The 20,402-nt window shown below is 60.9% G+C and carries 18 protein-coding genes and 1 riboswitch; of the genes, 2 read left to right on the forward strand and 16 right to left on the reverse strand.

Going from position 1 to position 20,402, the window contains the following annotated elements; genetic code table 11:
- Positions 1–30: 30 nt before the first annotated feature.
- The 8 genes from ACVC7O_RS01600 to ACVC7O_RS01635 form a co-directional block, all read right to left on the reverse strand.
- Positions 31–192 (reverse strand): hypothetical protein, encoded by a 162-nt coding sequence (locus tag ACVC7O_RS01600; RefSeq protein WP_458324363.1) that lies wholly within the window; start codon positions 190–192, stop codon positions 31–33.
- Positions 189–620 carry a hypothetical protein gene (locus ACVC7O_RS01605; protein WP_458324364.1) on the reverse strand — a complete coding sequence of 144 codons (432 nt, stop codon included), beginning with the start codon at positions 618–620 and terminating at the stop codon, positions 189–191. Before ACVC7O_RS01605 ends, ACVC7O_RS01600 begins: the two co-directional genes overlap by 4 nt.
- Entirely contained in the window at positions 610–1,854 is a 1,245-nt protein-coding gene (locus ACVC7O_RS01610; RefSeq protein ID WP_458324365.1) for an agmatinase family protein, read from the reverse strand. The genes ACVC7O_RS01605 and ACVC7O_RS01610 overlap by 11 nt, the downstream gene beginning before the upstream one ends.
- Complete coding sequence (locus ACVC7O_RS01615) at positions 1,832–2,602, reverse strand: ABC transporter ATP-binding protein (protein ID WP_458324366.1); 771 nt, start codon at positions 2,600–2,602, stop codon at positions 1,832–1,834. Before ACVC7O_RS01615 ends, ACVC7O_RS01610 begins: the two co-directional genes overlap by 23 nt.
- Positions 2,599–3,411, reverse strand: coding sequence for an ABC transporter permease (locus ACVC7O_RS01620; RefSeq protein WP_458324367.1), 813 nt, complete (start codon positions 3,409–3,411; stop codon positions 2,599–2,601). The genes ACVC7O_RS01615 and ACVC7O_RS01620 overlap by 4 nt, the downstream gene beginning before the upstream one ends.
- A 45-nt stretch (positions 3,412–3,456) precedes the next feature.
- On the reverse strand, positions 3,457–4,503 hold the full coding sequence (locus ACVC7O_RS01625; RefSeq protein ID WP_458324368.1) for a putative urea ABC transporter substrate-binding protein: 1,047 nt from the start codon (positions 4,501–4,503) through the stop codon (positions 3,457–3,459).
- 80 nt (positions 4,504–4,583) lie between these two features.
- Positions 4,584–4,689, reverse strand: a riboswitch (guanidine-I (ykkC/yxkD leader).
- Between the two features lie 137 nt (positions 4,690–4,826).
- Positions 4,827–5,366 (reverse strand): DUF1993 family protein, encoded by a 540-nt coding sequence (locus ACVC7O_RS01630; RefSeq protein ID WP_458324369.1) that lies wholly within the window; start codon positions 5,364–5,366, stop codon positions 4,827–4,829.
- A gap of 87 nt (positions 5,367–5,453) precedes the next feature.
- Entirely contained in the window at positions 5,454–7,409 is a 1,956-nt protein-coding gene (locus ACVC7O_RS01635) for a bifunctional 2',3'-cyclic-nucleotide 2'-phosphodiesterase/3'-nucleotidase (protein WP_458324370.1), read from the reverse strand.
- Between the two features lie 245 nt (positions 7,410–7,654).
- Here ACVC7O_RS01635 and ACVC7O_RS01640 point away from each other — a divergent pair, with 245 nt between their 5' ends.
- Entirely contained in the window at positions 7,655–10,075 is a 2,421-nt protein-coding gene (locus tag ACVC7O_RS01640; RefSeq protein WP_458324371.1) for a methyl-accepting chemotaxis protein, read from the forward strand.
- 45 nt (positions 10,076–10,120) lie between these two features.
- Here ACVC7O_RS01640 and ACVC7O_RS01645 read toward each other — a convergent pair whose 3' ends face one another.
- The 5 genes from ACVC7O_RS01645 to ACVC7O_RS01665 all read right to left on the reverse strand — a co-directional run bounded on the left by ACVC7O_RS01645 (position 10,121) and on the right by ACVC7O_RS01665 (position 16,368).
- Positions 10,121–11,092, reverse strand: a complete 972-nt coding sequence (locus ACVC7O_RS01645; protein ID WP_458324372.1) for a hypothetical protein — start codon at positions 11,090–11,092, stop codon at positions 10,121–10,123.
- Positions 11,093–11,264: 172 nt separating this feature from the next.
- Positions 11,265–12,413 carry an MBOAT family O-acyltransferase gene (locus tag ACVC7O_RS01650; protein ID WP_458324373.1) on the reverse strand — a complete coding sequence of 383 codons (1,149 nt, stop codon included), beginning with the start codon at positions 12,411–12,413 and terminating at the stop codon, positions 11,265–11,267.
- Between the two features lie 15 nt (positions 12,414–12,428).
- On the reverse strand, positions 12,429–12,572 hold the full coding sequence (locus ACVC7O_RS01655) for a hypothetical protein (RefSeq protein ID WP_458324374.1): 144 nt from the start codon (positions 12,570–12,572) through the stop codon (positions 12,429–12,431).
- Positions 12,556–14,427 carry an AMP-binding protein gene (locus ACVC7O_RS01660; RefSeq protein ID WP_458324375.1) on the reverse strand — a complete coding sequence of 624 codons (1,872 nt, stop codon included), beginning with the start codon at positions 14,425–14,427 and terminating at the stop codon, positions 12,556–12,558. The genes ACVC7O_RS01655 and ACVC7O_RS01660 overlap by 17 nt, the downstream gene beginning before the upstream one ends.
- A 15-nt stretch (positions 14,428–14,442) precedes the next feature.
- A complete protein-coding gene (locus tag ACVC7O_RS01665; RefSeq protein ID WP_458324376.1) occupies positions 14,443–16,368 on the reverse strand; it encodes an AMP-binding protein in 1,926 nt (641 codons plus the stop codon).
- 344 nt (positions 16,369–16,712) lie between these two features.
- Here ACVC7O_RS01665 and ACVC7O_RS01670 point away from each other — a divergent pair, with 344 nt between their 5' ends.
- Entirely contained in the window at positions 16,713–17,381 is a 669-nt protein-coding gene (locus ACVC7O_RS01670; protein WP_458324377.1) for an acetyltransferase, read from the forward strand.
- Positions 17,382–17,388: 7 nt separating this feature from the next.
- Here the strand turns inward: ACVC7O_RS01670 and ACVC7O_RS01675 are convergent, their stop codons facing one another.
- Genes ACVC7O_RS01675 through ACVC7O_RS01685 form a run of 3 tightly spaced genes read right to left on the reverse strand, consistent with a single transcriptional unit; the run spans position 17,389 to position 20,398 of the window.
- Positions 17,389–18,075 carry a D-lyxose/D-mannose family sugar isomerase gene (locus tag ACVC7O_RS01675; RefSeq protein WP_458324378.1) on the reverse strand — a complete coding sequence of 229 codons (687 nt, stop codon included), beginning with the start codon at positions 18,073–18,075 and terminating at the stop codon, positions 17,389–17,391.
- Positions 18,072–19,349, reverse strand: a complete 1,278-nt coding sequence (locus ACVC7O_RS01680; protein ID WP_458324379.1) for an amylo-alpha-1,6-glucosidase — start codon at positions 19,347–19,349, stop codon at positions 18,072–18,074. Before ACVC7O_RS01680 ends, ACVC7O_RS01675 begins: the two co-directional genes overlap by 4 nt.
- A gap of 8 nt (positions 19,350–19,357) precedes the next feature.
- The gene (locus tag ACVC7O_RS01685) at positions 19,358–20,398 is read right to left on the reverse strand and encodes an ABC transporter ATP-binding protein (protein ID WP_458324380.1); all 1,041 of its coding nucleotides are present in this window, start codon (positions 20,396–20,398) and stop codon (positions 19,358–19,360) included.
- Between the last annotated feature and the right edge of the window lie 4 nt (positions 20,399–20,402).

Genomic DNA, 20,402 nt, shown 5'->3' on the forward strand with positions numbered 1-20,402 from the left:
CGCGTGTCATCGGTCTAGCGGCGATGGTTTTCAGGACCGACGGCGCAGGCCTACTGCGACGAAACCGGCGAGTGTCGTCAGAGCCACGCCCGCGATCAGCCCCAGCGGAGAGGCAGCCGCAAGCTCTGCTTCATGATGGGCGAAGGCGGGTGTGGCAGCGACAAGCGCGATTAGGGGTGCGAGATATTTCATGCGGTGTCCTTTCCGGAAGCGGGATGAGTTTGGAGAAAGCTGCGCAGGTCAGTGACATGCTTGGCGTCGAGCGAGACGTAGATGAAGCCCATGTTGGTGCGCTCCGTCACCATCTCTCCGGGATAGGGCAGATAGCTGAGCTCGCGCGAGCCAAAGGAGGGCGAGGCCGTGCCCACCTGCCATTCGGTGCTCAGCTTTACGTCCACCAGCTTCATCGACGGCCCGCCGCCGGGCGCGTCGATCTCCAGCGGCACTCCGGCGATGCGCAGATAGGACATCTTGTCCTTCGCCGCGACGAACCCGTCGATGAATTGCTCGGTGAGCACCTGCAGTTCCGCTGCGTTGTCGGCCTCATGCATATGACTGTGCAGGTGGTCCGGGTGGTCATGGTTGTGGCCGATATGGCCGTTCACGATGTCATGTGGCATTGGACCAGCGCTTTCCTTCGAAGTCTCCGTGGGGGATATCGACCGGCTTGTCGATGTGCCGCTTGTGCGCCCCCATCTTGCCAGCGGCAACGAGCGAGCCCAGCACGTCGACAATCACCCGCGTGCCCATCAGCGCCGTGATCTCGGACTGATCGTAAGGCGGTGCCACCTCGACCAGCTCCATTCCGCAGATGCCTTCGGCGGCCACCTTCGAGGCGAGGGCCAGCGCTTCACGCGGCAGGAAACCTCCCGGTTCCGGCCAGCCTGTGCCGGGGACAAACCCGCAGTCGATGCTGTCGATGTCGAAGGACATATAGACCATGTCGACCCCGTCCCAGGCCATCTCGAGCGCCATCTCGGCGGTCTTGTCGACGCCCATTTTCTCCATGTCACCCATGGTGATGATGTTGGTCTCGCGCTCGCGCGCGACCTTCACCGCCTCGCGTGGGACCTGCCAGCCGCCGATGCCCACCTGCACGAGGTTCTTGGCGGGCACGTTCGGCAGGTTTGTGGAGTGGAACCACGGAGTCGTGTGCATCCGCTCGTCCAGGTCTTTCTCTTGGATGTCCGCATGGCGGTCGAAATGCACGATACCGATCTTCTTCGAGGTGCACTCCGCAATGCCGCGCACGCAGGGAAAGCCGATGGAGTGGTCACCGCCGATCATGATCGGCAGCGAGCCGGAGGAGGTCACGTGGCTGACCGCGCGGCTGATCTGGTCAAAGGTCTTTTCGATGTTGGCGGGGATCGTGAACACATCACCCGCGTCACAAAGCGTCATTTGCTCGCGCAGATCGATGCCCATTTCGTAGTTGTAGGGCGTGTAGAGCGCCGAGATCTTGCGGACCCCCTGCGGACCGAACCGCGTGCCCGCGCGGTAGGTCGTGCCACCGTCAAAGGGGATGCCCAGCACGGTGGCGTCATAGTCCTTCACTTCGGTCACATCCTCGGCGTAGGGCGCCTTGAGAAAGGTGTTGATGCCTGCGTAATGCGGCAGCTCGCCCCGCGCGAAGGTCGGGATCGATTTGTCCTCAATGCTGTCGGCCCCCGTCAGCCCCATGCGCAGCGCCCATTTCTTTTCCTGCTCCCATCCGCTTTCGGGGATGTCGCCCTCGGCCTGCATCGCCTTCCAGCCGCGCAGCTTGGTCAGATCGGGGTGGTGCGCGCGGCGCCCGTCGCGGTGCTGATCGCGCGGATGATGCGACCGGCTCCTATCCGTTGGCCTGCAAAACATGGGTGTCCTCCTTGAGTGTTTGAAATGGGATGCCGCCATCGCGGGCATCAAAATCGTACGTGATGGTTGCGCCGTAGAGGTTGGGATCATGCGGGTCCCAGCGCGGCTTGTCGAAGACAAGCACCCGATCGCCGAGCTTGAAAGCCTCCTCCAGATCATGGGTGACCATGAAGACGGTCATGCCGGTCTCGGCGCGCAGATCTTGCAGGAAGCCATGCATTGACAGCCGCGTGCCTGGATCGAGCGCGCCGAAGGGTTCGTCGAGCAGCAGCACGCGCGGCTTGGCCGTCAGCGCCTGACCGATGGCCAGCCGCTGCTGCATGCCGCCCGACAATGTCGCGGGGTACTGATCGGCCACGTGATCCAGCCCGATGCGTGCGAGAGTTTCATCAGCGCGGGCTTGCGCCTCCTTGCGGGCCGTGCCGAAAAACCAGCCCCACGGGCTACGGAAGCTCTCGCCCGAAACGATATTCTCCCGCACCGTCATATGCGGAAAGACGGAATAGCGCTGGAAGACGATACCACGGTCCAAACCGGGCTCGCGCGCGGGGTCGGCGCCTGCAATGCGAATTTCTCCGCGCGTGGGCCGCTCCTGCGCTAGCAAAAGCCGCAAGAAGGTGGATTTGCCGCAGCCCGAGGCGCCAACGATTGAGAGAAACTCGCCTTCTTGCGCCTCCAGATTGACCCGCTCGATGATCGTGCGACGCCCATAGCTCTGGAAGATGTTCTGGACAGTCACGAAGCTCACAGGCCCTCCTCCGTCCAGGGGAAGAACCGCCGCGACGCCCGTCGCAGGGCCCAGTCGATCAGGAAGGCGAGCAGCGTGATCCAGATGACGTAAGTCAGGATCACGTCCATTGCGAGATAGCGGCGGACGAGGAAGATGCGATAGCCAAGGCCGAGATCCGACGCGATGGCCTCCGCCGCAATCAGGAAGAGCCAGGCGGGCCCGAGCGACAGGCGCACGGCGAGGATCAGGCGCGGCATCAACTGCGGCAGGGCCACGCGCAGTGCGATAACCCAGCTTGAAGCTCCCAAGGTCTGAGCCTTGACGATCATCTCCTGTGGCACTTCGATGACCCGCTGGCTGAGGTCCCGGATCAGGAAGGGCAGGGTGCCCACAATAATAAGAACGACTTTGGAGAGTTCGCCAAGGCCGAAGACGATGAACAATATTGGTAGCAGTGCGAGCGGAGGGATCATCGACAGCACCGCCACGAACTGTGCCAGAAAGCTGCGCATCAGAGGCAACAGTCCAATGGCCAAACCAAAGATCAACCCGATGAAGGCGGAGATACCGACACCCAGTGCGAGCCGTTGCAGACTGGCCCAGGTGTCATGCCAGAAGAGGATGCGCCCGCTTCGGCGGTCCGGTTCGGTGATCAGGCGCCACGCTGTGTCCCAGACTGTGCCTGGCGCGGGCAGGAGCTTGTCCGAGGGGTTCGCGGCCAGACGGATTTCCGAGCCGATGGCGTAGGCCACGAAGACCCCCACGAAGGGTAAGAGCATCAGAAACACCGCAAGCGGCCGGCTCGGTTTTAGATTGATGATCCGCATCTGTAGGTCCCGCCCCCCAAAAAAAAGGGGGGCGGACACTCTTGCTCAGAGCGCGCCGTCTGCGGCCATTTGCATGTAGGTCGTGTCGAAGCGGAACATCACGTTGTTCTCATCCCCCGTCGTGCTGCCGTCCGGATAGGCGACGCCCACGAAATCGGCTGAGGGCGCGCCTTCGCCCAGAATGCCTTTGTCAAAGAGGAACTCGGCGACGCTGAGCATGGTCTTTGGTAGCTCCGCGCTGGAGGTGAAGGTCACCGCGTCTGCGGGATCATAGAACATCTCGGTCGAAGCCAGCTGCGCCTTGTAACCCGCCAGATCCGTCCCCGAGGCTTCGGCCATTGCCGTGAGCACCTCTTCATCACCCGCTGCCATCAGGCCCATGACTTCATACCAAGCCCCGGCCATCGCCTTGCCGAAGTCAGGATTGGCCTCCAGGGTTTCGGTGTTCACCACCATCAGGTCGATGATCTCGCCGGGGATGTCGGAGCTGTCGAAGAGTTTCGTCGCCTTCGGGTCTTCGAGAATGGACGAGACCAATGGGTTCCAGGTCACAACCGCCTGCACATCTTCGGTCGCGAACGCCGCGATCATATCGGCGTCGGATGTGTTGATCACCCCGCCCAGATCGGACTCGGCAAGACCGACACTGTCGAGGCCGCGCGCCAGAAGATAATGCGACACCGAGAGCTCCACGAGATTGACCGGCATGTCCTTGAGGCTGGCCAAATCGCCATCGCCCTTCAGGATCACCGCGTCATTGCCGTTGGAATAGTCGCCCACGATCAGCGCGGTGGTGTCCACGCCACCACCCGAAGGGATCGAGAGCGTGTCCATATTCGTAGCGGAGACTCCATCGAACTGGCCCGCCGTATACTGGTTGATCGACTCGATGTAGTCGTTGATCTGTACGATCTCGACGTCGATCCCGTATTTGTCGGCCCATTTGTCCATGATGCCGCTCTCTTCGAGGTAGCCCCAGGGCATCCAGCCCACGTAGATCGACCAGGCCACTTTGAATTCGGTCTTTTCCTGCGCAAAGGCACCCGTGCCAAGGCACAAGGCGATTGCGGTCAGTGCTGTCAGTTTTTTCATCTTCGGTCCCCATTGGTTCTTGTCGAATGGAATGACCGCGTGGAGGGCATGAGCGGAGCGCGGGTCAAACCAGCGCAGTAGCCTCCCGGGATTTTGCCCCGCCGTGTACTGCCCGGTCTGTCGCCGGACAGCGATATCTCTCGGACCTGGCCCTCTGCGAGAGGCGGAACCCTAGACATCCTGCAATGTCGATCAAAATCCGCTTTGTCGGCCTGCGCCATGGAAAACAGGGGTTTCGGAGCGGGCTTGCGACCCTCTGCTCAAAAATTGTGCAAATAGTTGTGCGCTGCGCGGCTTTGTACTACTTGGCCGAGAACCTGAGGTTAGATCGTTCCTCCGTACTCGTGTAGCGCGTCGAAGTCCGCTTTTCCCAGGTCCAGCCCGGCGACGCGCAGGGCCGCATAGGTCATCGACAGATGGAAGATCATATTCGGCAGTGCAAAGCGGAGGATGTAGTCCTCTGGCTCCTGAGTTAGCGCGGCTTGCCCAGCAGTGTGAGAGACCACATAGCGCAATTGGTCCGGTGTGATGCGTGCAACCAGCATGGCCGTTTCGTCATGATAGCGCGTGAGGCTTCGCACGCTGATTGCATCCGGTATCTCGGGAACCTGCACCCCTGCCGGCGGGCCCGCCGCGCGGGCGGCGAATTGGATCGCGATGGCAAGATGAGTCCCGGTATCGAAACCGTCCGGGGCGATTTGCGTGACCAGCAGATCGGCCGCGGTGTTCTCCCGGCGAACCAGTTGCAGCAGGTGCTGGCAGCGGTCGAGATAATACGCAACGGTCTTGAGCGCGGGCGCCGCGAAATCTGTGGGTATCAACGTCCTATGGGGCTGCGGCCCTTGCGGATGCCGATGCCCCACGGCCCTTCTTCTTAGACAATGGCTCGTGTTGGCCGGGCGAGGTCGGGTCGAAGTCGACCTGACCCCGCCTTGGATAACCTGCGAGGATCAAAGGCTGATCCGGAAGCGGGCAAACCCATCTGGCCCGTCGCCCGCGGCCTCGATCTCGGCATCCACCTGATCGAGGTAGGCTTTTGCCGCTGGCCCGGTGTCGAACAGGACGGTCGTGCCCTCCATCGGCGCGAAGGACCAGTTGCTGTCCGCCCGCGGACTGATTGTCCCCTTCTCCACGATGTAGCGCACGATCACATCGCGGTTCGTGTCGGGCCCTTCGAAGATGACTGTTTCGGGCGTGGCACCGGGGAACTTGCCGCCGCCACCGGCGCGGTAGTTGTTGGTGGCGATGATGAACTCTGCCTCCATATCTAGCGGCTCACCGTTGTAGGTCAGGTTCACGATCCGATTGGCCTCAGGGTCCAGCAATTCGCCCTTCGGATCGTATTTCGAGGGCTGCGACAGATCGATCTGATACTCGACCCCATCGATCACATCGAAGTTGTAGCTCGGGAAGGAGGCGTTGATGAGCGGCGCGTCCTGTGCGCCCGGCTCGACGCGGTTGAAGATGCCTGCCGACCGCTCCAGCCAGTCCTTGACCTGCTGCCCAGTGACCCGCACGGCCCGCGTGGTGTTGGGGTAGAGATAGAGGTCGGCTACGTTCTTGATCGCCACATCGCCGGCGGGCACGTCGGTGAAATATTCCGGCCCGCCGCGACCTCCGGCCTTGAAGGGGGCGGCGGCGGAAAGAATGGGCAGACCTTCGTGTTCAGTGCCCTTCAGCATCTGCTCGATGTACCAGAGCTGGGCGATGGACACGATCTGCACTGACGGATCGTCCGCCACCAGGGCAAAGTAGCTGTGCAACGGCGCGTCCGTCTTGCCGACCGCGCGCCGCACATAGGCAAGTGTCTCGTCATGCTCCGTTTGCACCGACGCCAGTACGGCGTCATCGCTCTCGACCAGAGGCGTCACACTGCGGTCTTCGTTGCGTTTCGAGATGGGCCGCGCTTCGGAGCTGGAAGAGACGACGCGCCATTCGTTGCCGTCCTTTTCGATCAGCAGATCGATAAGCCCCATATGGTTGCCCCAGAAGCCCCCCATGGTGGCGGGCGTGCCCATGACAGTACCCGCAGCCACATCGACGCCCGCAAAGCCGTCGTATTCAGGCGAAGGGAAGACGAGATGGCTGTGTCCTGTCAGGATCGCATCGACCCCATCCAATGCGGCCAGCGGAACGGCTGCGTTCTCCATGCCGTCACTGGCATTGGGTGAGCCGATGCCGGAGTGCGAGAGCACAACGATAATGTCCGCGCCCTCTTCCTTCATCTGCGGAAGGTAGGCCTGTGCGGTCTCGAGAATATCGCGCGCCTGTACCTTGCCTTCCAGATGACGGCGGTCCCAATTCATGATCTGCGGCGGGACAAACCCGATCAGGCCCACCTTGATCGCGTGATCCGCACCCGCACCATCCGTAACTGTATGATCGAGGATCACATACGGCGGAATCAGCGTCTTATCCTGTGTCGGATCACTGCCCAATTCCAGTGCCACATTTGCGCTGACCACCGGGAAGTCCGCGCCCGCAAGTGACTTCATCAGGAAATCGAGCCCGTAGTTGAACTCGTGATTGCCCAGCGTCGACGCATCGAAGCCCAGTGTGTTCATCGCCTGGATGACCGGATGCAAATCACCCTCTTTCATCCCGCGCTCGTAGGCGATGTAGTCACCCATCGGGTTGCCCTGCAGGAAGTCGCCGTTGTCAATGAGAAGCGCGTTGGACGACTCATCACGAATGCCCTGGATCAGCGCCGCCGTCCGTGCCAACCCAACCGTGTCCACCGGTTTGTCACCGTAGTAGTCGTAGGGAAAGACATGCACGTGCAGGTCCGTGGTCTCCATGATGCGCAGATGCGCCTGGTTTGTGCTGGCATTGGCCGAGAACGGATGCAGCGCGATGAAGCCTGCAGTGCTGGCCAGAAAGCCGCGACGGTTGAGTGACATCGACATGGTGGGTCCTTTGGTTCGTGTGTCCGGGCTGGATAGGTTTGGAGTGTAACCGGCATGTGAAACCGCGTCAGTCACTCGTTTCGCGTTTTGCGTGTGCAATCGGCATCTCTTCGCTTGCGCGAGCCGCATTGGAAAAAATGAATGATGTCGTGCGCTTACATCGTTCGGAGCGCTTCTGAGTAAAGAAACTATTAGTGTATTCTATCGTATGCGGGGTTTCATCTAAGTGCCACAAGGAGGCCACGATGCCGCTCGACTCGCTCCAACAGACCTCTCTGAAAAACTTGTCTCGCCTGATCGTTCTGGCGCTGACGTCCATGGGGCTGGTCCTAACCGCCTGCGCCGCGGTCATCGTCTTTCTTCTGAGCGAATCCGAACGTGATGCGGGGGTGCTGTCACACTCGGCTGATCCCGTTGGCATCGAGTTGCGCGAGGTCGTCACCTACATGGGATATGGTGGGCTCATCCACTCTTTTAAGAATTATGTCCTGCGCGGGACCGAGCGACACTATGAAGCGGTCTTTGACGAGGCGCATGCTGCAAAGACATCGTTGCAGCGTCTTGCGCTTACCAGTGCGGAAAACCGTGTTCATGCGGAACGCATCACAAGCGTCATTTTGGCCTACGAAGAGAAGACAGATGAAGCCAGGACCCTCTTCGAGGCAGGTGCGACACCGGAAGAGATCGATAGCGCGGTCAAGATCGATGATGGCCCGGCGCTAGACGCCCTTGCCGAGATCTCCGAACAGCAGCGGCAGGCTTATGCAGAGGCAACGGCCCTGCCGCCGGGCTCAGAAAATCGAAGCAAATCCGGTCTGCTGAACGATCTGCGTGCCGCAATGGGGTTCGGCGGGATGATCCACCAGTTCAAGAATTATGTTCTCCGGAAGGACGAAGCTCGCGTGGCAAAGATCGAAGCGGCGCTCGACCGGGCGGAGAAAGACCTCGAGTATTATCGTGCGGAGCTGAACAGTGACGCTGAGATTGCAGCGCTCGACGCACTGGCAGGGACTGTTGCGGCCTATCGAAGCGCGCTGCAGGACGCGCAGGAGGCCGTTGCAAACGGGCTGACGGCGACCGAGATCGACGCCTTGGTGAAGATCTCCGACGGCCCCGCCCTCGATGCGTTGGCCAAGCTCGATTCGACCGTTGATGTGAACCTTTATGAGCAGACCCGGGATCTCGATGATGACATCCGGTGGTCCAAGCTGATGGGCCTCGCCATCGCGATCGCGACCGCGACGATCTGCGGAGGTATGGCGATTGGCATCGGATTTGTCCTGCACCGCTCCGCCGTCGGTCCGGCGCAGGATATCTCCGGCCGCATATCGACGCTCGCCGGCGGCGACACAGCGGTCACTTTCGACGATCTTGCAAGCAATACCGAGATCGGACGGATCGCAACGGCAGCAAGCTCTTTCCGCCAGTCGCTCATCCGGAACATCGATCTGACGAAGGCAGCTGAGAAGGCCGCCGAGGAGCATCGCGCGATGGCAGAGGAACAAACCCGCATGCTCGCCGAGCAGAAGGCGCTGCAGGAAGAGCAGGCTCGCGTCGCCGCTGAGAGCGCGAAACGGCAGAAAGAGCAGGACGCGCTACAAGAGAAGATCGGGCTGGTCTCGCAGGCTGCGGGCAACGGCGATTTCTCAACACGCGTCTCGATGGAGACGACTCACGAGGACCTCGCCTTGGTCAGTCGTCACGTGGATGACCTTCTGGAATCGATTGAAACCGGCGTTGATGCTATTTTTGCCGTCACGCGCAAGATGCACGATGGCGATTTGAGCGCGCGGATGGATGGCGAGTTCAAAGGCGCCTTCCTTGCCCTGCAGGATGCCTTCAACGCCTCGCTGATGCAGATCGCCAAGCTGGTCGATGCGGTGCTTGAAAATGCAGGGGCGATTGATCTCGATACCAATGCGATTGCAGGCGCAACCGAATCCTTGGCCAAACGGACCGAGACGCAAGCCATGTCTCTGCAAGAGTCGTCGAGCGCTGTCGCCCAGCTTTCTGCCTCGGTCCGGTCGGTCGCGGAGCAGGCAGGGGATGCGCGGGACCTTACTGGTCAAGCTATGCAGATCGCCGAGCAGTCGGGCGACATTGTAAAGAAAGCCGTGAGCTCGATGAAGTCGATCGTCGAGGCGTCGCGCGAGATCTCCAAGGTCACGTCGCTCATCGACGACATCTCATTTCAGACCAATCTATTGGCGCTGAATGCCGGCGTCGAAGCAGCGCGTGCCGGTGAGAGTGGGCGCGGGTTCAGCGTTGTCGCCTCGGAGGTGCGGGCACTTGCGCAACGCGCAGCGAATGCCGCGAGCGAAATCAACGATCTGATTGCAGCCAGCGAAGCCCAGGTCGTGACGGGTGCAGCGCAGGTCGATCAGACCGGTGATGCAATCGCGCAGATCTCGGAGTTCATCGATGGGCTGAATGCTGCGATGACCACGGTTGCATCGGCGACGGTTGAACAAACCGGCGCGCTGGAACAGGTGAGCACCACCATGACGCAGCTCGATGAGGTCACACAGCAGAATGTCGCGATGTTCGAGGAAACCGCCGCCTCGACGGCGGCGCTCAAACTGCGCACGGACGCATTGATGGATACCGGCGGTCAGTTCATCACGTCAAAGAACAAGATTGGCGGCGCAGAAGTCGCGTCCGTCTGATAGCTTGCTTCGCACCTACAAACCGACATCGGTCCCGCGAAGTGGTTACCGGCAGGTCGCACTCTCAAACTCGGGAGATGCGGTGAGGACCGATGCGATCCTCTCCGCGGCTTGCCGGGCCCCTTGCGCCGAATAATGTGAGCCCGAGAGGTAATTCGTCGGAACCGGTGCGATGGCCTGCAGTGCGGTTGAATGAGAGAGAGCGTTTGCGCCATCAAAAATTGATGCGGACGCCGTCCTCCAGAGGGCGCGGATACCGTCCTCTGCTTGACGGTTTTTTGCGAAACTCTCGAAGTAGAAGACATCGGTCGTGCCAAAGGTCGCCAGCAGGCGCTCCAACGCCTCGACCTCTTGCGCGACGGCTTCGCCGGGGCTGCCTCGTCCGCTCGCACGCCAATAGGGCGTGTAATTGCGAAGCTGCCAGTAGAGTTTGAGTTTGCCCAGCAACGGCAAGTGCTCTCCTGCGATTGGGTCGGGTCTCTCCGCATCCGCAGTCGCCCTTTGCAAGCGTTCGAGACTCGGGCTGTACCCGGGGTGCACCAGCACAATGGCGTCAATACCCAGAGTCGGGGGTAGGCGGCCAAAGAGTTGCCGCAGATCATCAAAACCATAGGCGGGTCCGGAGATCGACACGTAGTCGAAACTGCACGCCGATGCTTGTTCGTTCAATATCCCTACCAACTGGGCCGGTATCGTCTGGTCTTGCGGCAAGCCCGGCCCGAGGATCGTGCTGGTGCCGAGCACAGCGAGGCGGGCCCGGCCCTCTGGCTTTGGCAGCTCGACATCTGGTCCGCGATTGCCACGTGCATTGATCTCGATATCCCCGAATGTGCTGTTTGGCACGAAGCCGTAGGTGCTGAGCTGATCATCTGAAACGCCGACCTCGTCCCGAAACCGCGCCCAATCGAAGTCCTCGTCAAGCGGGCCTGAAATCAACACGCCCTGCGAGCGCAGCACGGCTTCGGCGAGCCCGAGGCTCAGAAAAAGCACGCCAAGAAGAACGAGCACAAAGGTCAACTCGCTCTTCCGCTCTCGATTTGCTCCGAAGAACCTCATCGCCCGTTGTACCCGAAAGGCGCCGGCGCCTCGAAACTGCAAAGACCGGCGGCGATGATCAGCGCGGCAAACCAGATACCGCAGAGCACTGTTGCGACCTTTGGTCCAAACCGGGCGTTCAAATATCCATACATCAAAACAAAACTCCCAGAAGCGTGCGATAGACATCGATCGCATCAGCCGGATGCGGGACGCTGACGATTACGAAGCTCAACCAGACAAAATGTACGGTCAAGAGGATGCTGATCGCATCGGTGACAGGGACGTATCGCGTCGGCACGGGGGGCAACCAGGTGGTTTTCACCGTTTGCCAATACTGCCACACGACGATCCCGAGCCCGTGATACAGACCCCAATACAGATAGCGCATCGAGATCTCGTGCCACATGCCGATCACGAACATCGTCATGAGCGCCCCCAGCGCGGGCCACCGCGTGACGCTGACGACTGAGTCATAGATATAGTCACGGCACCACCGGGAGAGCGAGATATGCCAGGCCCGCCAGAAGCTGCTGATATTGGTTTGCAGATAGGGCCAGTTGAAATTCTCGATGATCCGGAAGCCGAGCAGCCGTGCGAAGCCGATGGCGATGTCGGAGTGCCCGGAGAACTGCAAATAGATGTTCAGACCGGTCTGAACGACGGTGAGATAGGCCACCAACGCACCGTCCTGCTCGGGCAGACCGGCGATCCAGTCGCCGAATTGCCGCTGCACCAGAAAATTGCTCAGCACACTGATCTTGACATAGCCGTAGAGGATCCGCTCGGCACCCTCTGAGAGCAGCACGCTGTCGAACCTTTGCCGCTTCAGATCGCGGAGAAAGTCATCAATGCGGTGAATCGGGCCGATCACGAAAGTCGGCAGGAAAAACAGATAAGCGACGAGATCCCGGAAACTGCAGGGTGGCTGCCGGTCGGCAAAACGCTCCATCAGAAAGTGTACGGATCGGAACGTGTAGTAGCTCAGGCCAAGCGGGATCACGACAGTCTCGGCCAAGTTGCTGCTGTCGATCGTGATGCCCAGCTTGAACCAGATCAGGGCCAACACCATCGTTGCGATGGCCGCGATCAGGACTGGGCCGCTCACCCGTGCCCGGTTGCCGACCATATGGCAGAGGCCGACGAACGCACAAAGCAGCGCGACCGAAATCGGTGAGATCGACAACAGAAAGAGGAAGGAGAGCGCCACGAGCGTATAGAGCCGTGCTGCGCGCGGCACCAGCCAATAGAGCGTGACCGTCACCCACATCCAAGCAAACCATGGAAGCGACACAAACTGCATGCTCTGATCCGCCCGTCAGCGCAAAACGTCGTAAAGGCCGATGCCGAGGACAAAGAGCGCGACGAGCACACCTGCCACGGCCCAGACCCTTGGTGGCGCCGCCTGTTGGTTTGCTTCCAGATAGCTGCGGCTATCTTTCTGATCAGGCTGCCTGGCCACAGGTCTTCTCCAGCAAACGCGCCAAATCGCCCAGCGTCTTCACACCAAGAAAGTCCCGCGCCGGGATCTTGATGTCGTATCGCGTCTCGGCCGCGAGGATCAATTGGACGTGCGCAAAGCTGTCCCAGCCGACGGTTGTCTTCGGCTCGGAGGTTAGCGACAGCTCTTCTGCAGGGCAGTTGAAAACCTCCGCCGCAAGAACGAGTACGTCTTCCTCCAACGGCACGCCATTCTTCCCGCCGCTTGCCCCGGCGGTTTGAGCAAGTGTTTGCAACTCACCGATCAAAGCCTTGCCCGACGGCGTGCGTGGGATTTGGTCGAGCATCATGAGATCACGTGGGACTTTGTGCGGAGCGAGATGCTCTCGACAGTGGGCGATCAAATTCGCCTTTGTGTCGTCGGTTGCGTCATACGTCGGCGCCAGGGTCACAGCTGCCACCACCTTTTCACCGAATGTTGGATCGCTCACACCAAACGCCACCGCACCGGCGACGGAAGGATGGCGGAGCAACGTATCGGAGATGTCGGCTGGCTGAATGTTGATGCCGCCCGAGATGATGATCCCGCTGGAGCGGCCCGTGATGGTCAGAAATCCGTCAGCGTCCTGGATCGCCAGATCGCCGGTCTTAAACCATCCATTCCGGAAGGCCGCCGCAGTCAACTCCGGGCTCGCCCGATACCCTTTGGCGATGATGTCGCCTCGAATGGCGAGCTCGCCTTCCACACCCACGTCGACCGCGTTGCCGTCGGCGTCGCGAAGCTCGACCTCGCAGCCGACGGGCGTGCCAATTGTGCCGCGCTTGTATCGGTCCGCCGGGTAGCAATACGTCGCCTCGCTCACAGTCTCAGACAGCCCGTAGGTGTTGGTCACTATGATCCCGAAGCGGTCCTCAAAGGCCTCCCACAGCGGGAGGGGCAGACGGTCGCCGCTGGAGCGGATCATCTTGAACTCGGGCGTGTCGAAGGCGTCGTCGAATGACGCGGGCAGCCCCATGATCATCGCCATGATCGTCGGCACAGTGATAAAATGGCTGATACGGTCGCGGTAGATCGACAGGACCAGATCTTCGAGTTGCTCGAACTGGAAGGACGATGGCCGGTAGAGCGTCGCGCCTGCAAAAAGCGCGTGCAGAGGGCCATGCATGATCCCATCGGTGAAATGCAGCGGCAGCGGATTGAGAATGCGCGCGTCGCGATCAAGCCCGTAGACCTCGGCGAAGGCTTTGAGCTGGGCCTCGAGGTTGCGATGGCTGAGCTCAACGAACTTGGGCTGGCTGGTCGTGCCCGAGGTCATCAGCAGCATCGCTGTGCTATCGGGGTCCGGTGCGACGGCCTCGTCGACCGGCTCAGCCGCGTCGATCAGCTTTGCCAGACCGGCACGCGCTGTCTTTGAGGCACCACCACCCAGAAGCCGCCCGACCAGCCCGGTCGCCGCGGCTTCTGTTTCGATGGCTGTATGTGTCAGCCCCTCGGGCAGCGGCGCCTGGTCCAGGATGTCACGGTCGAGCACCACGTGGGACACGCCGCTGGCCGTCAGTGCAAGGCGCCGCTCGGCACTGGTCAGATCGGGGTTGAGGCTGATGACGGGGATACCCGCGCGCAAGGCAGCGACAAAGAGCTGTGCCATCTCCACCGGGGATCGGGTGCACAGCGCCACGCCAGCCTGCGCATCGCAAAGCTCACCCAGCACGCGGGTCAGCTTCCTGACCCGCTGTGCGAAGAGCTTGTAGCTCAGCTCCTTACCGTCGATGACGAGGATCGGTTGCCCGGGGTCCGCAGCGCTTAGGCAGCGGTCAATCCAGCTGATCGCATCCACTTGACGGGATTGGTCTACCTTGATCATTTTCTCTAACACGTCAACAATCCTTACCTAGTAAAACTCGTTCTGCGTTTCTGTCGATTGCAATTTTTGCTCTATAAACAGTGCCTTGAGCGCGGCCTTATTGACCTTGTTCTGTGCGACCCGCGGGACATCGCCCGCAATCATCAGGCCGACAGGGGTTCTCAGGTGCCCCAGTTTCTCTTGTACCAGCGCTCTCAAAGCGGGCTCTAGCGATGGGTCGATTTCACCCTTCGGGATCACCGCACCCCCGATCCGCTCAAAGCCTTCAGGGTCAAGGACGGAAAACACGCAAGCCTCTTTGACCCGCGCATCGGCATGCAGGATGTTCTCGATTTCGATTGGCATCACGATCTGCCCATCCGGCCCCTTCATCAGGTCCGTTGACCGCCCCAGAAGGGTGATGCCGCCGTCCGCGTTATAGCAGGCGAGATCACCGCTATCGAACCACAGCGCATATCCCGGTGGGCGCTCGGGCAGGCTGGCATACCCGTTCGCGTCCTGATCGTCGGGCCTGATATAGCCGTCCATCGTGCTCAGCGACACCACGAGAAGCTTGCCGGTTTCACCGGGCGCTGCAAGCTTGCCCTCAGCGGTCACCAATCGGGCCAGCACTTCGTTTTCGAAACCACCTCCGGCGCTCAAGACGCGGACGGCATTGGTGCGCGCCAGGAAGGCGCCACCATATTCGCGGCTGCCCATGTATTCGATAATCTGCGCGTTGGACCGTGCGCGGAAGGCCTTGGCCAGCGGCGTGCCGAAGGGCGCCGAGGCACTCATGAGGTAGCGCAATTGGCGCGAAAACGGGCCCGCGATCCGGTCGCCGGAGGCCATGATTGCGCGCAGCGCTGCCGGGACCGCCATTGCGACTGTCACATTTGCTGTGACGCAGTCCATCGCGAAGTCGAGCGGTGATCGACGTGATCTGGCTCTGGGCAGCAGCACCTTGGTGGGGCGCATCAGCGGAATATGGAGCGCTACGTGGGACGACATGTCGCCGATGAAATCGCCAGCGGAGCACAGGAGGTCATCGCTGGAAAAGTCGGCGAGGCGGGTGGCCCGGTCAGCCCCGAACCATATCGCGCCATGTGACAGCAGAACCGCCTTTGGCAGACCCGTCGAGCCGCTGGTGGAGGAGATAATGCACAGATCCTCAGGGCTGACGGCGGCAGGTGTCTCGTCGGCGGCCACAGGCTCTGGCGCGGCACTCAACCAGGTTTCAAAATCTCCGTCCGTCGTGTGCTCCAGATCGTCAGCGAGGGTGATCACGCGACCTGCGCTTTGCAGATCAGACAGATCATCAGAGCGCACAGTGAAGGTGAGCTTGGCCGGGGTGCGATCCAGCTGGCTGCGCATCACCTCGCGGCCTGCATTATTGTTAAGCCGGATGATCGGCGCACCATGCAGCCACGCGGCAAGCGTGAGCACGTAGGTTTCCAACCGCAGGGAGCTGTCCGCGGCGATCACGTTCCCGCATTCGACACCAGCAGCCCGAAACGCCGCACGGACTTTGACGACCAACTGGAAGAGTTCGCCGACACTCAGCGCGCCGCCCTCCGCCAGATAGAGAAACATCTCGTCCGGATTACGTTGCGCGAGCCGGTCATGGACACACTGCGCCATCGTACGCTTCGACCACGGCTGGCTGGGGCGGACCGCTTCGCCATCTGCATAGCGCAGGTGGTACGAAGCCAAGCTGTCGGTCGTTAGCCCAAGTTTGTCGGCCAGCCCCGCCTGCAGCTGTTCCAACTGGCCAACTGGTGTACCGCTCAACTGGCCGAGCCGTTCAAGGGGCGCCCCCGATGTGCACCAGAAGAGAACCGCATCCTCGTCAGGGGTGAGAGCGACCTCGCCCTTGCCCGGCACCTGCACGACACCTCTTCGGCAGTCATGGATCAGTGTCCCGGTCGCCGACACCTTGGCGTCTGTCGATCGTATGGCGATGTCGTCTTGCATTTGGTGTTGTCTAAATCTTCTGTTCTTCAAAAGTATTCTTGGCATTCGGCGGTCGTGAACCGCTGCTTGAAAGTGTTAAGCCTTAAGCTTCGCTGGTAAGGGTTTTGGTGGATTTGATCCGCCTGCAATGAAAGTCAGGCGCTGTCATAGCACGTTTGTGGGGCCTTCGCGTGAAATAAATGTGGAAAAATGGTTACCGTGGGTCGGCATATTGTAAATGAACACGTTCACAAAGCGGTGCAAAAGTTGCATGTCTTTCGAAGAAATGTTTTGTCCACCGCGTGCGTTGTGCCGCGAAAGACCCGCGCCCGAAGGGTGCTTTGTCCGATATCCGCAAGGTTTTCATGACGCCTAAACCCGATATCATCCTTTTTGGGACCAAGAGCCCTCTCACGATCGACTATGAGGAGACGGTCCGGCGGACCGGGATTATACTGCTGGCCGCGGTGTCGCGTGATGACACGAACCGGTTGTGGCAGCGCGACAAGCTGATGTCGCTTGAGGACTGTATGGCGCGTTTTCCAGGTGCTGCCTTCGTACCTTGTGCCTTTGCGCCGGGGAACCGTCAATCATTGCGTGATCAGGCGCTCGAAGCAGGGTTTACACCACATCCGGGATTGCTCGACCCGACGGCGATCATTGCCTCCAGCACACGTTTGGGGCAGGGCGCCTTCGTGAACGCTGGCGCGGTGATCGGCGGGCTCTGCGTGCTGGGCGACTACGCCCTCGTCAATCGCAGCGCCAATATCGGGCACCATAGTTTCGTTGACGATTTCGTCAGTATCGGGCCGGGAGTTACAATAGCGGGCAACGTCCGAATCGGCGCTCATGTCACCGTCGGCGCTGGCGCGGTGATCCTGCCCGATGTCCGGATCGGTGAGGGTGCCGTCATCGCAGCGGGATCGGTGGTGCGCCGCAATGTGGCAGCGGATACGCTGGTGTCCGGCAATCCCGCAAAGGTCAGCCGTTTGAGCCCGTCCAGGACTGTTTTGCGGCAGAACCGTCAGGAATAGCTGCGCCTTATGTCAACCAACTGCGGTAGTCGCTGACCAGAAGGTGGGTGGGGTCTACATCTTCCTCGATTTCGGCAAAGCGCCCGATGGGTTCGCGAAAGATGTTGTCCGTCTCATCGTCGTTAACTGTCGAGACCTCGCCGATCAGCACATCGCCACCTTCGCCCCAGAAGGCGTGCCAGTCGCCGGGCATGAGCGTGACGCTCTCGCCGGGTGCCAGTTTGAGTTTCTCACCGGGCGCAAAATCGCGGCGCAGCCCATCGCACCAGACCGTACCGCCCCGGTCTTCGGCAAATCGGCCGTGGTCATCTGAACCAAAGAGCTCGATCACCAGCGTGGCGCCACCCCGGTTGATGATGTCCTCGGCCTTGATCACATGGGTATGCATCGGGCTGAGCTGATCCTGTCTCGAGATCAGCAGCTTTTCTGCATAGCACATGCCGCCGCCGCGCTGCAGATCAGCCAGGCGCCCGTTGCGCAGGGTGAAGAGAAAGAGGCCCATCTCATCATACCGACCGGCACCGTAGTCGGTGATGTCCCAACCACAGCGCGCCTCAATCACCGCCGCCGCCTCGATACGCCGGGCCTTGAACGTCTCGGGTGACCAATAGGCGAAGGGTGGCAGAACGAACCCGCACGCGCGGATCATCTCATCCGCGTCCGCCATGATGTCGTTGATCCGCGAGCGTTTCATGCAGGTGTCAGTTCCTGATTGAGAAATTCGATGACGATGGCTGCCGTCCAGGTAAACTGGTCGCCGCCACAGGGTTCGGCGGTGATGGGGTCGTAGTACTCGGCAAATCCGCTGCGTTCAATCAGGCGCAGGCTATCCGCGACGATCCGTTGGGCAATGCCCCCCTGACCGCTGCGAATGAGCCCATCAGCGATCATGTAATTCACGATCAGCCAGACAGGCCCGCGCCAATAGCGCAGGCTGTCAAACTCCGCCGCGCTTGGCTCGTGGCTTGGCACAAGGTAGTCCACCTGTCCGCCCAAAGTGGCGAGCCGCTTGGCAATTGCCCCTGCTCGCGACGCGGGGATTGGCGCAAACCCTGCCAGCAAGCCCGCGATGGATGGGCTCTGAATCAACGCTCCTGTGGTCCGGTCCTGACAGAGATATTGACCAATGCCATCGCTCCAGAGCGTTTCCATTGCGGCGATGCCTCGGGCTGCAAAGGCGCGCGATTGCGCGGCCATCTCTGTCAGGCCAAACTGCTCGGCGAGGTCTGCAAGATCGGTGCATGACCGGATCAGAATGGCGTTGAAGCCGGGGTCGACCACCTGAAACGGCGAGGCGTCGTGGAGTCTGGTATTGTCCCAGCCAAAGCTGCGGAACCGCTGGACCAGCCAGATGTAGCGTTCGTATTGCGCCTGCGTGGGCCTATGCGAGGGGTTGGCGTGCTGAATGTCGCGGCGACTGAACGGTTCGACACCCTCTGTGGGCACGCGCTCGAAGACGTCATCCCAATCGACGGAATTGTCACGCCCGGATTCCCAGGGGTGAATGATTGCGACAAGCCCGGTGCCCTGCGGGTCGCGACAGCGATAGAACCATTCGTGCCAGGCGTGGATCATCGGCAGCAGCGCGCGCGCGCGGGTGGCCGCCAAGTCCGGGTCGCGTGCCCGGTCCACGAGGCGACGCACAGCAAAGCCTGCGACGGGCGGTTGCGTGATACCCGACGTGGGCACCGACCGCCCGGTGCGCCAGACATCCGGACCGGGGAAGTATCCATCGTCTTCTTCGTGGAAGACGATATGTGGCACCATCCCGTCGGGCCATTGATTGGCAAAGAGCGTGTCGATCTCTGTCCATGCGCGTTCTTCGTCGAAGTGCGAAAACCCTAGCGCACTGAGGCAGCTGTCCCAGTTCCACTGGAAGGGATAGAGCCCATGGGTCGGTACGGTATAGCCGCCCCGGTCGTTGCGCCGCAGGATCGCCTTGGCCTGTTCGATCAGATCTTCTGTCATGAGCGCCCCTACGCGACGGCCAGCGTGGTCTGCGGATCAAACCAACGCACGCGATCGGGCTGTGGCGTCAGCGTCAGCACCTCGCCGGGTTTAATCTTGAAGTCACTGTCCAGGACCGCACGGAAAAGCTGCCCATCGACCTCGCAGGTGACCAACAGATGCGCGCCCAAGGGCTCCACCACCTTTGCCACTGCCTTGATGCCATCTTCCGAAAGACGCAGGTCTTCAGGGCGGATCGCGAACTTCAAGGGCGCGGAGGCCCCCGGCCCATCGATCACCTGGCCTGCTACCTGCCATTTGCCGCTCTCCGCTGGGTTGGCGGGTAAGAAGTTCATAGGCGGGTTGCCGATGAAACCTGCGACAAACTCGGCGGATGGGTTGCGATAGACCTCGATGGGCGAGGCGGCTTGCACGATCTTGCCTTCGTGCATCACGCTGATGCGGTCTGCCATGCTCATGGCCTCCACCTGATCGTGGGTCACATAGATCGCCGTCGTCTTGCTCTCGGCCAGCACGCCTTTTAGCTCCGCGCGCATCTCCATCCGCAAGAGCGCGTCGAGGTTCGAGAGTGGCTCGTCCATCAGGATCACATCCGGCTCCATCGCCAGCGCGCGCGCCACCGCGACCCGCTGGCGCTGACCGCCCGATAGCTCCCCGGAATAGCGTTTCAGCAACTGCTCAATATGCATCAGCCCCGCCGTGCGCTCGACCCGGCGCGTGACTTCGTCATTCGGCAGCTTCTGCATCCGCAGACCAAAGCCGATGTTCTCGAAGACCGTCAGATGCGGGAAGACCGCGTAGTTCTGGAAGACCATCGAGATGCCGCGATCCTTGGGTGAGAGGTTGTCGATGCGCCGCCCACCGATCCAGACCTCGCCAGTGGTGGCCGTTTCCAGCCCCGCGATGATGCGCAGCAAGGTGGATTTGCCGCAGCCCGAGGCGCCCAGCAGCACCATGAACTCCTGATCTTCGATGGTCAGGTTGATGTCATGCAGCGCCTGATACGCGCCAAAGGTCTTTGCGACGTTCTTGATTTCAATACGAGCCATATCT

It is taken from the genome of Roseobacter cerffii (assembly GCF_054226325.1).

Excerpts from the sequence above, each read along its gene's own strand:
- ACVC7O_RS01600 (WP_458324363.1), bottom strand. The coding sequence starts at position 192 with ATGAAATATCTCGCACCCCTAATCGCGCTTGTCGCTGCCACACCCGCC.
- ACVC7O_RS01605 (WP_458324364.1), bottom strand. The coding sequence starts at position 620 with ATGCCACATGACATCGTGAACGGCCATATCGGCCACAACCATGACCAC.
- ACVC7O_RS01610 (WP_458324365.1), bottom strand. The coding sequence starts at position 1,854 with ATGTTTTGCAGGCCAACGGATAGGAGCCGGTCGCATCATCCGCGCGAT.
- ACVC7O_RS01620 (WP_458324367.1), bottom strand. The coding sequence starts at position 3,411 with ATGCGGATCATCAATCTAAAACCGAGCCGGCCGCTTGCGGTGTTTCTG.
- ACVC7O_RS01625 (WP_458324368.1), bottom strand. The coding sequence starts at position 4,503 with ATGAAAAAACTGACAGCACTGACCGCAATCGCCTTGTGCCTTGGCACG.
- ACVC7O_RS01635 (WP_458324370.1), bottom strand. The coding sequence starts at position 7,409 with ATGTCGATGTCACTCAACCGTCGCGGCTTTCTGGCCAGCACTGCAGGC.
- ACVC7O_RS01640 (WP_458324371.1), top strand. The coding sequence starts at position 7,655 with ATGCCGCTCGACTCGCTCCAACAGACCTCTCTGAAAAACTTGTCTCGC.
- ACVC7O_RS01650 (WP_458324373.1), bottom strand. The coding sequence starts at position 12,413 with ATGCAGTTTGTGTCGCTTCCATGGTTTGCTTGGATGTGGGTGACGGTC.
- ACVC7O_RS01665 (WP_458324376.1), bottom strand. The coding sequence starts at position 16,368 with ATGCAAGACGACATCGCCATACGATCGACAGACGCCAAGGTGTCGGCG.
- ACVC7O_RS01670 (WP_458324377.1), top strand. The coding sequence starts at position 16,713 with ATGACGCCTAAACCCGATATCATCCTTTTTGGGACCAAGAGCCCTCTC.
- ACVC7O_RS01675 (WP_458324378.1), bottom strand. The coding sequence starts at position 18,075 with ATGAAACGCTCGCGGATCAACGACATCATGGCGGACGCGGATGAGATG.
- ACVC7O_RS01680 (WP_458324379.1), bottom strand. The coding sequence starts at position 19,349 with ATGACAGAAGATCTGATCGAACAGGCCAAGGCGATCCTGCGGCGCAAC.
- ACVC7O_RS01685 (WP_458324380.1), bottom strand. The coding sequence starts at position 20,398 with ATGGCTCGTATTGAAATCAAGAACGTCGCAAAGACCTTTGGCGCGTAT.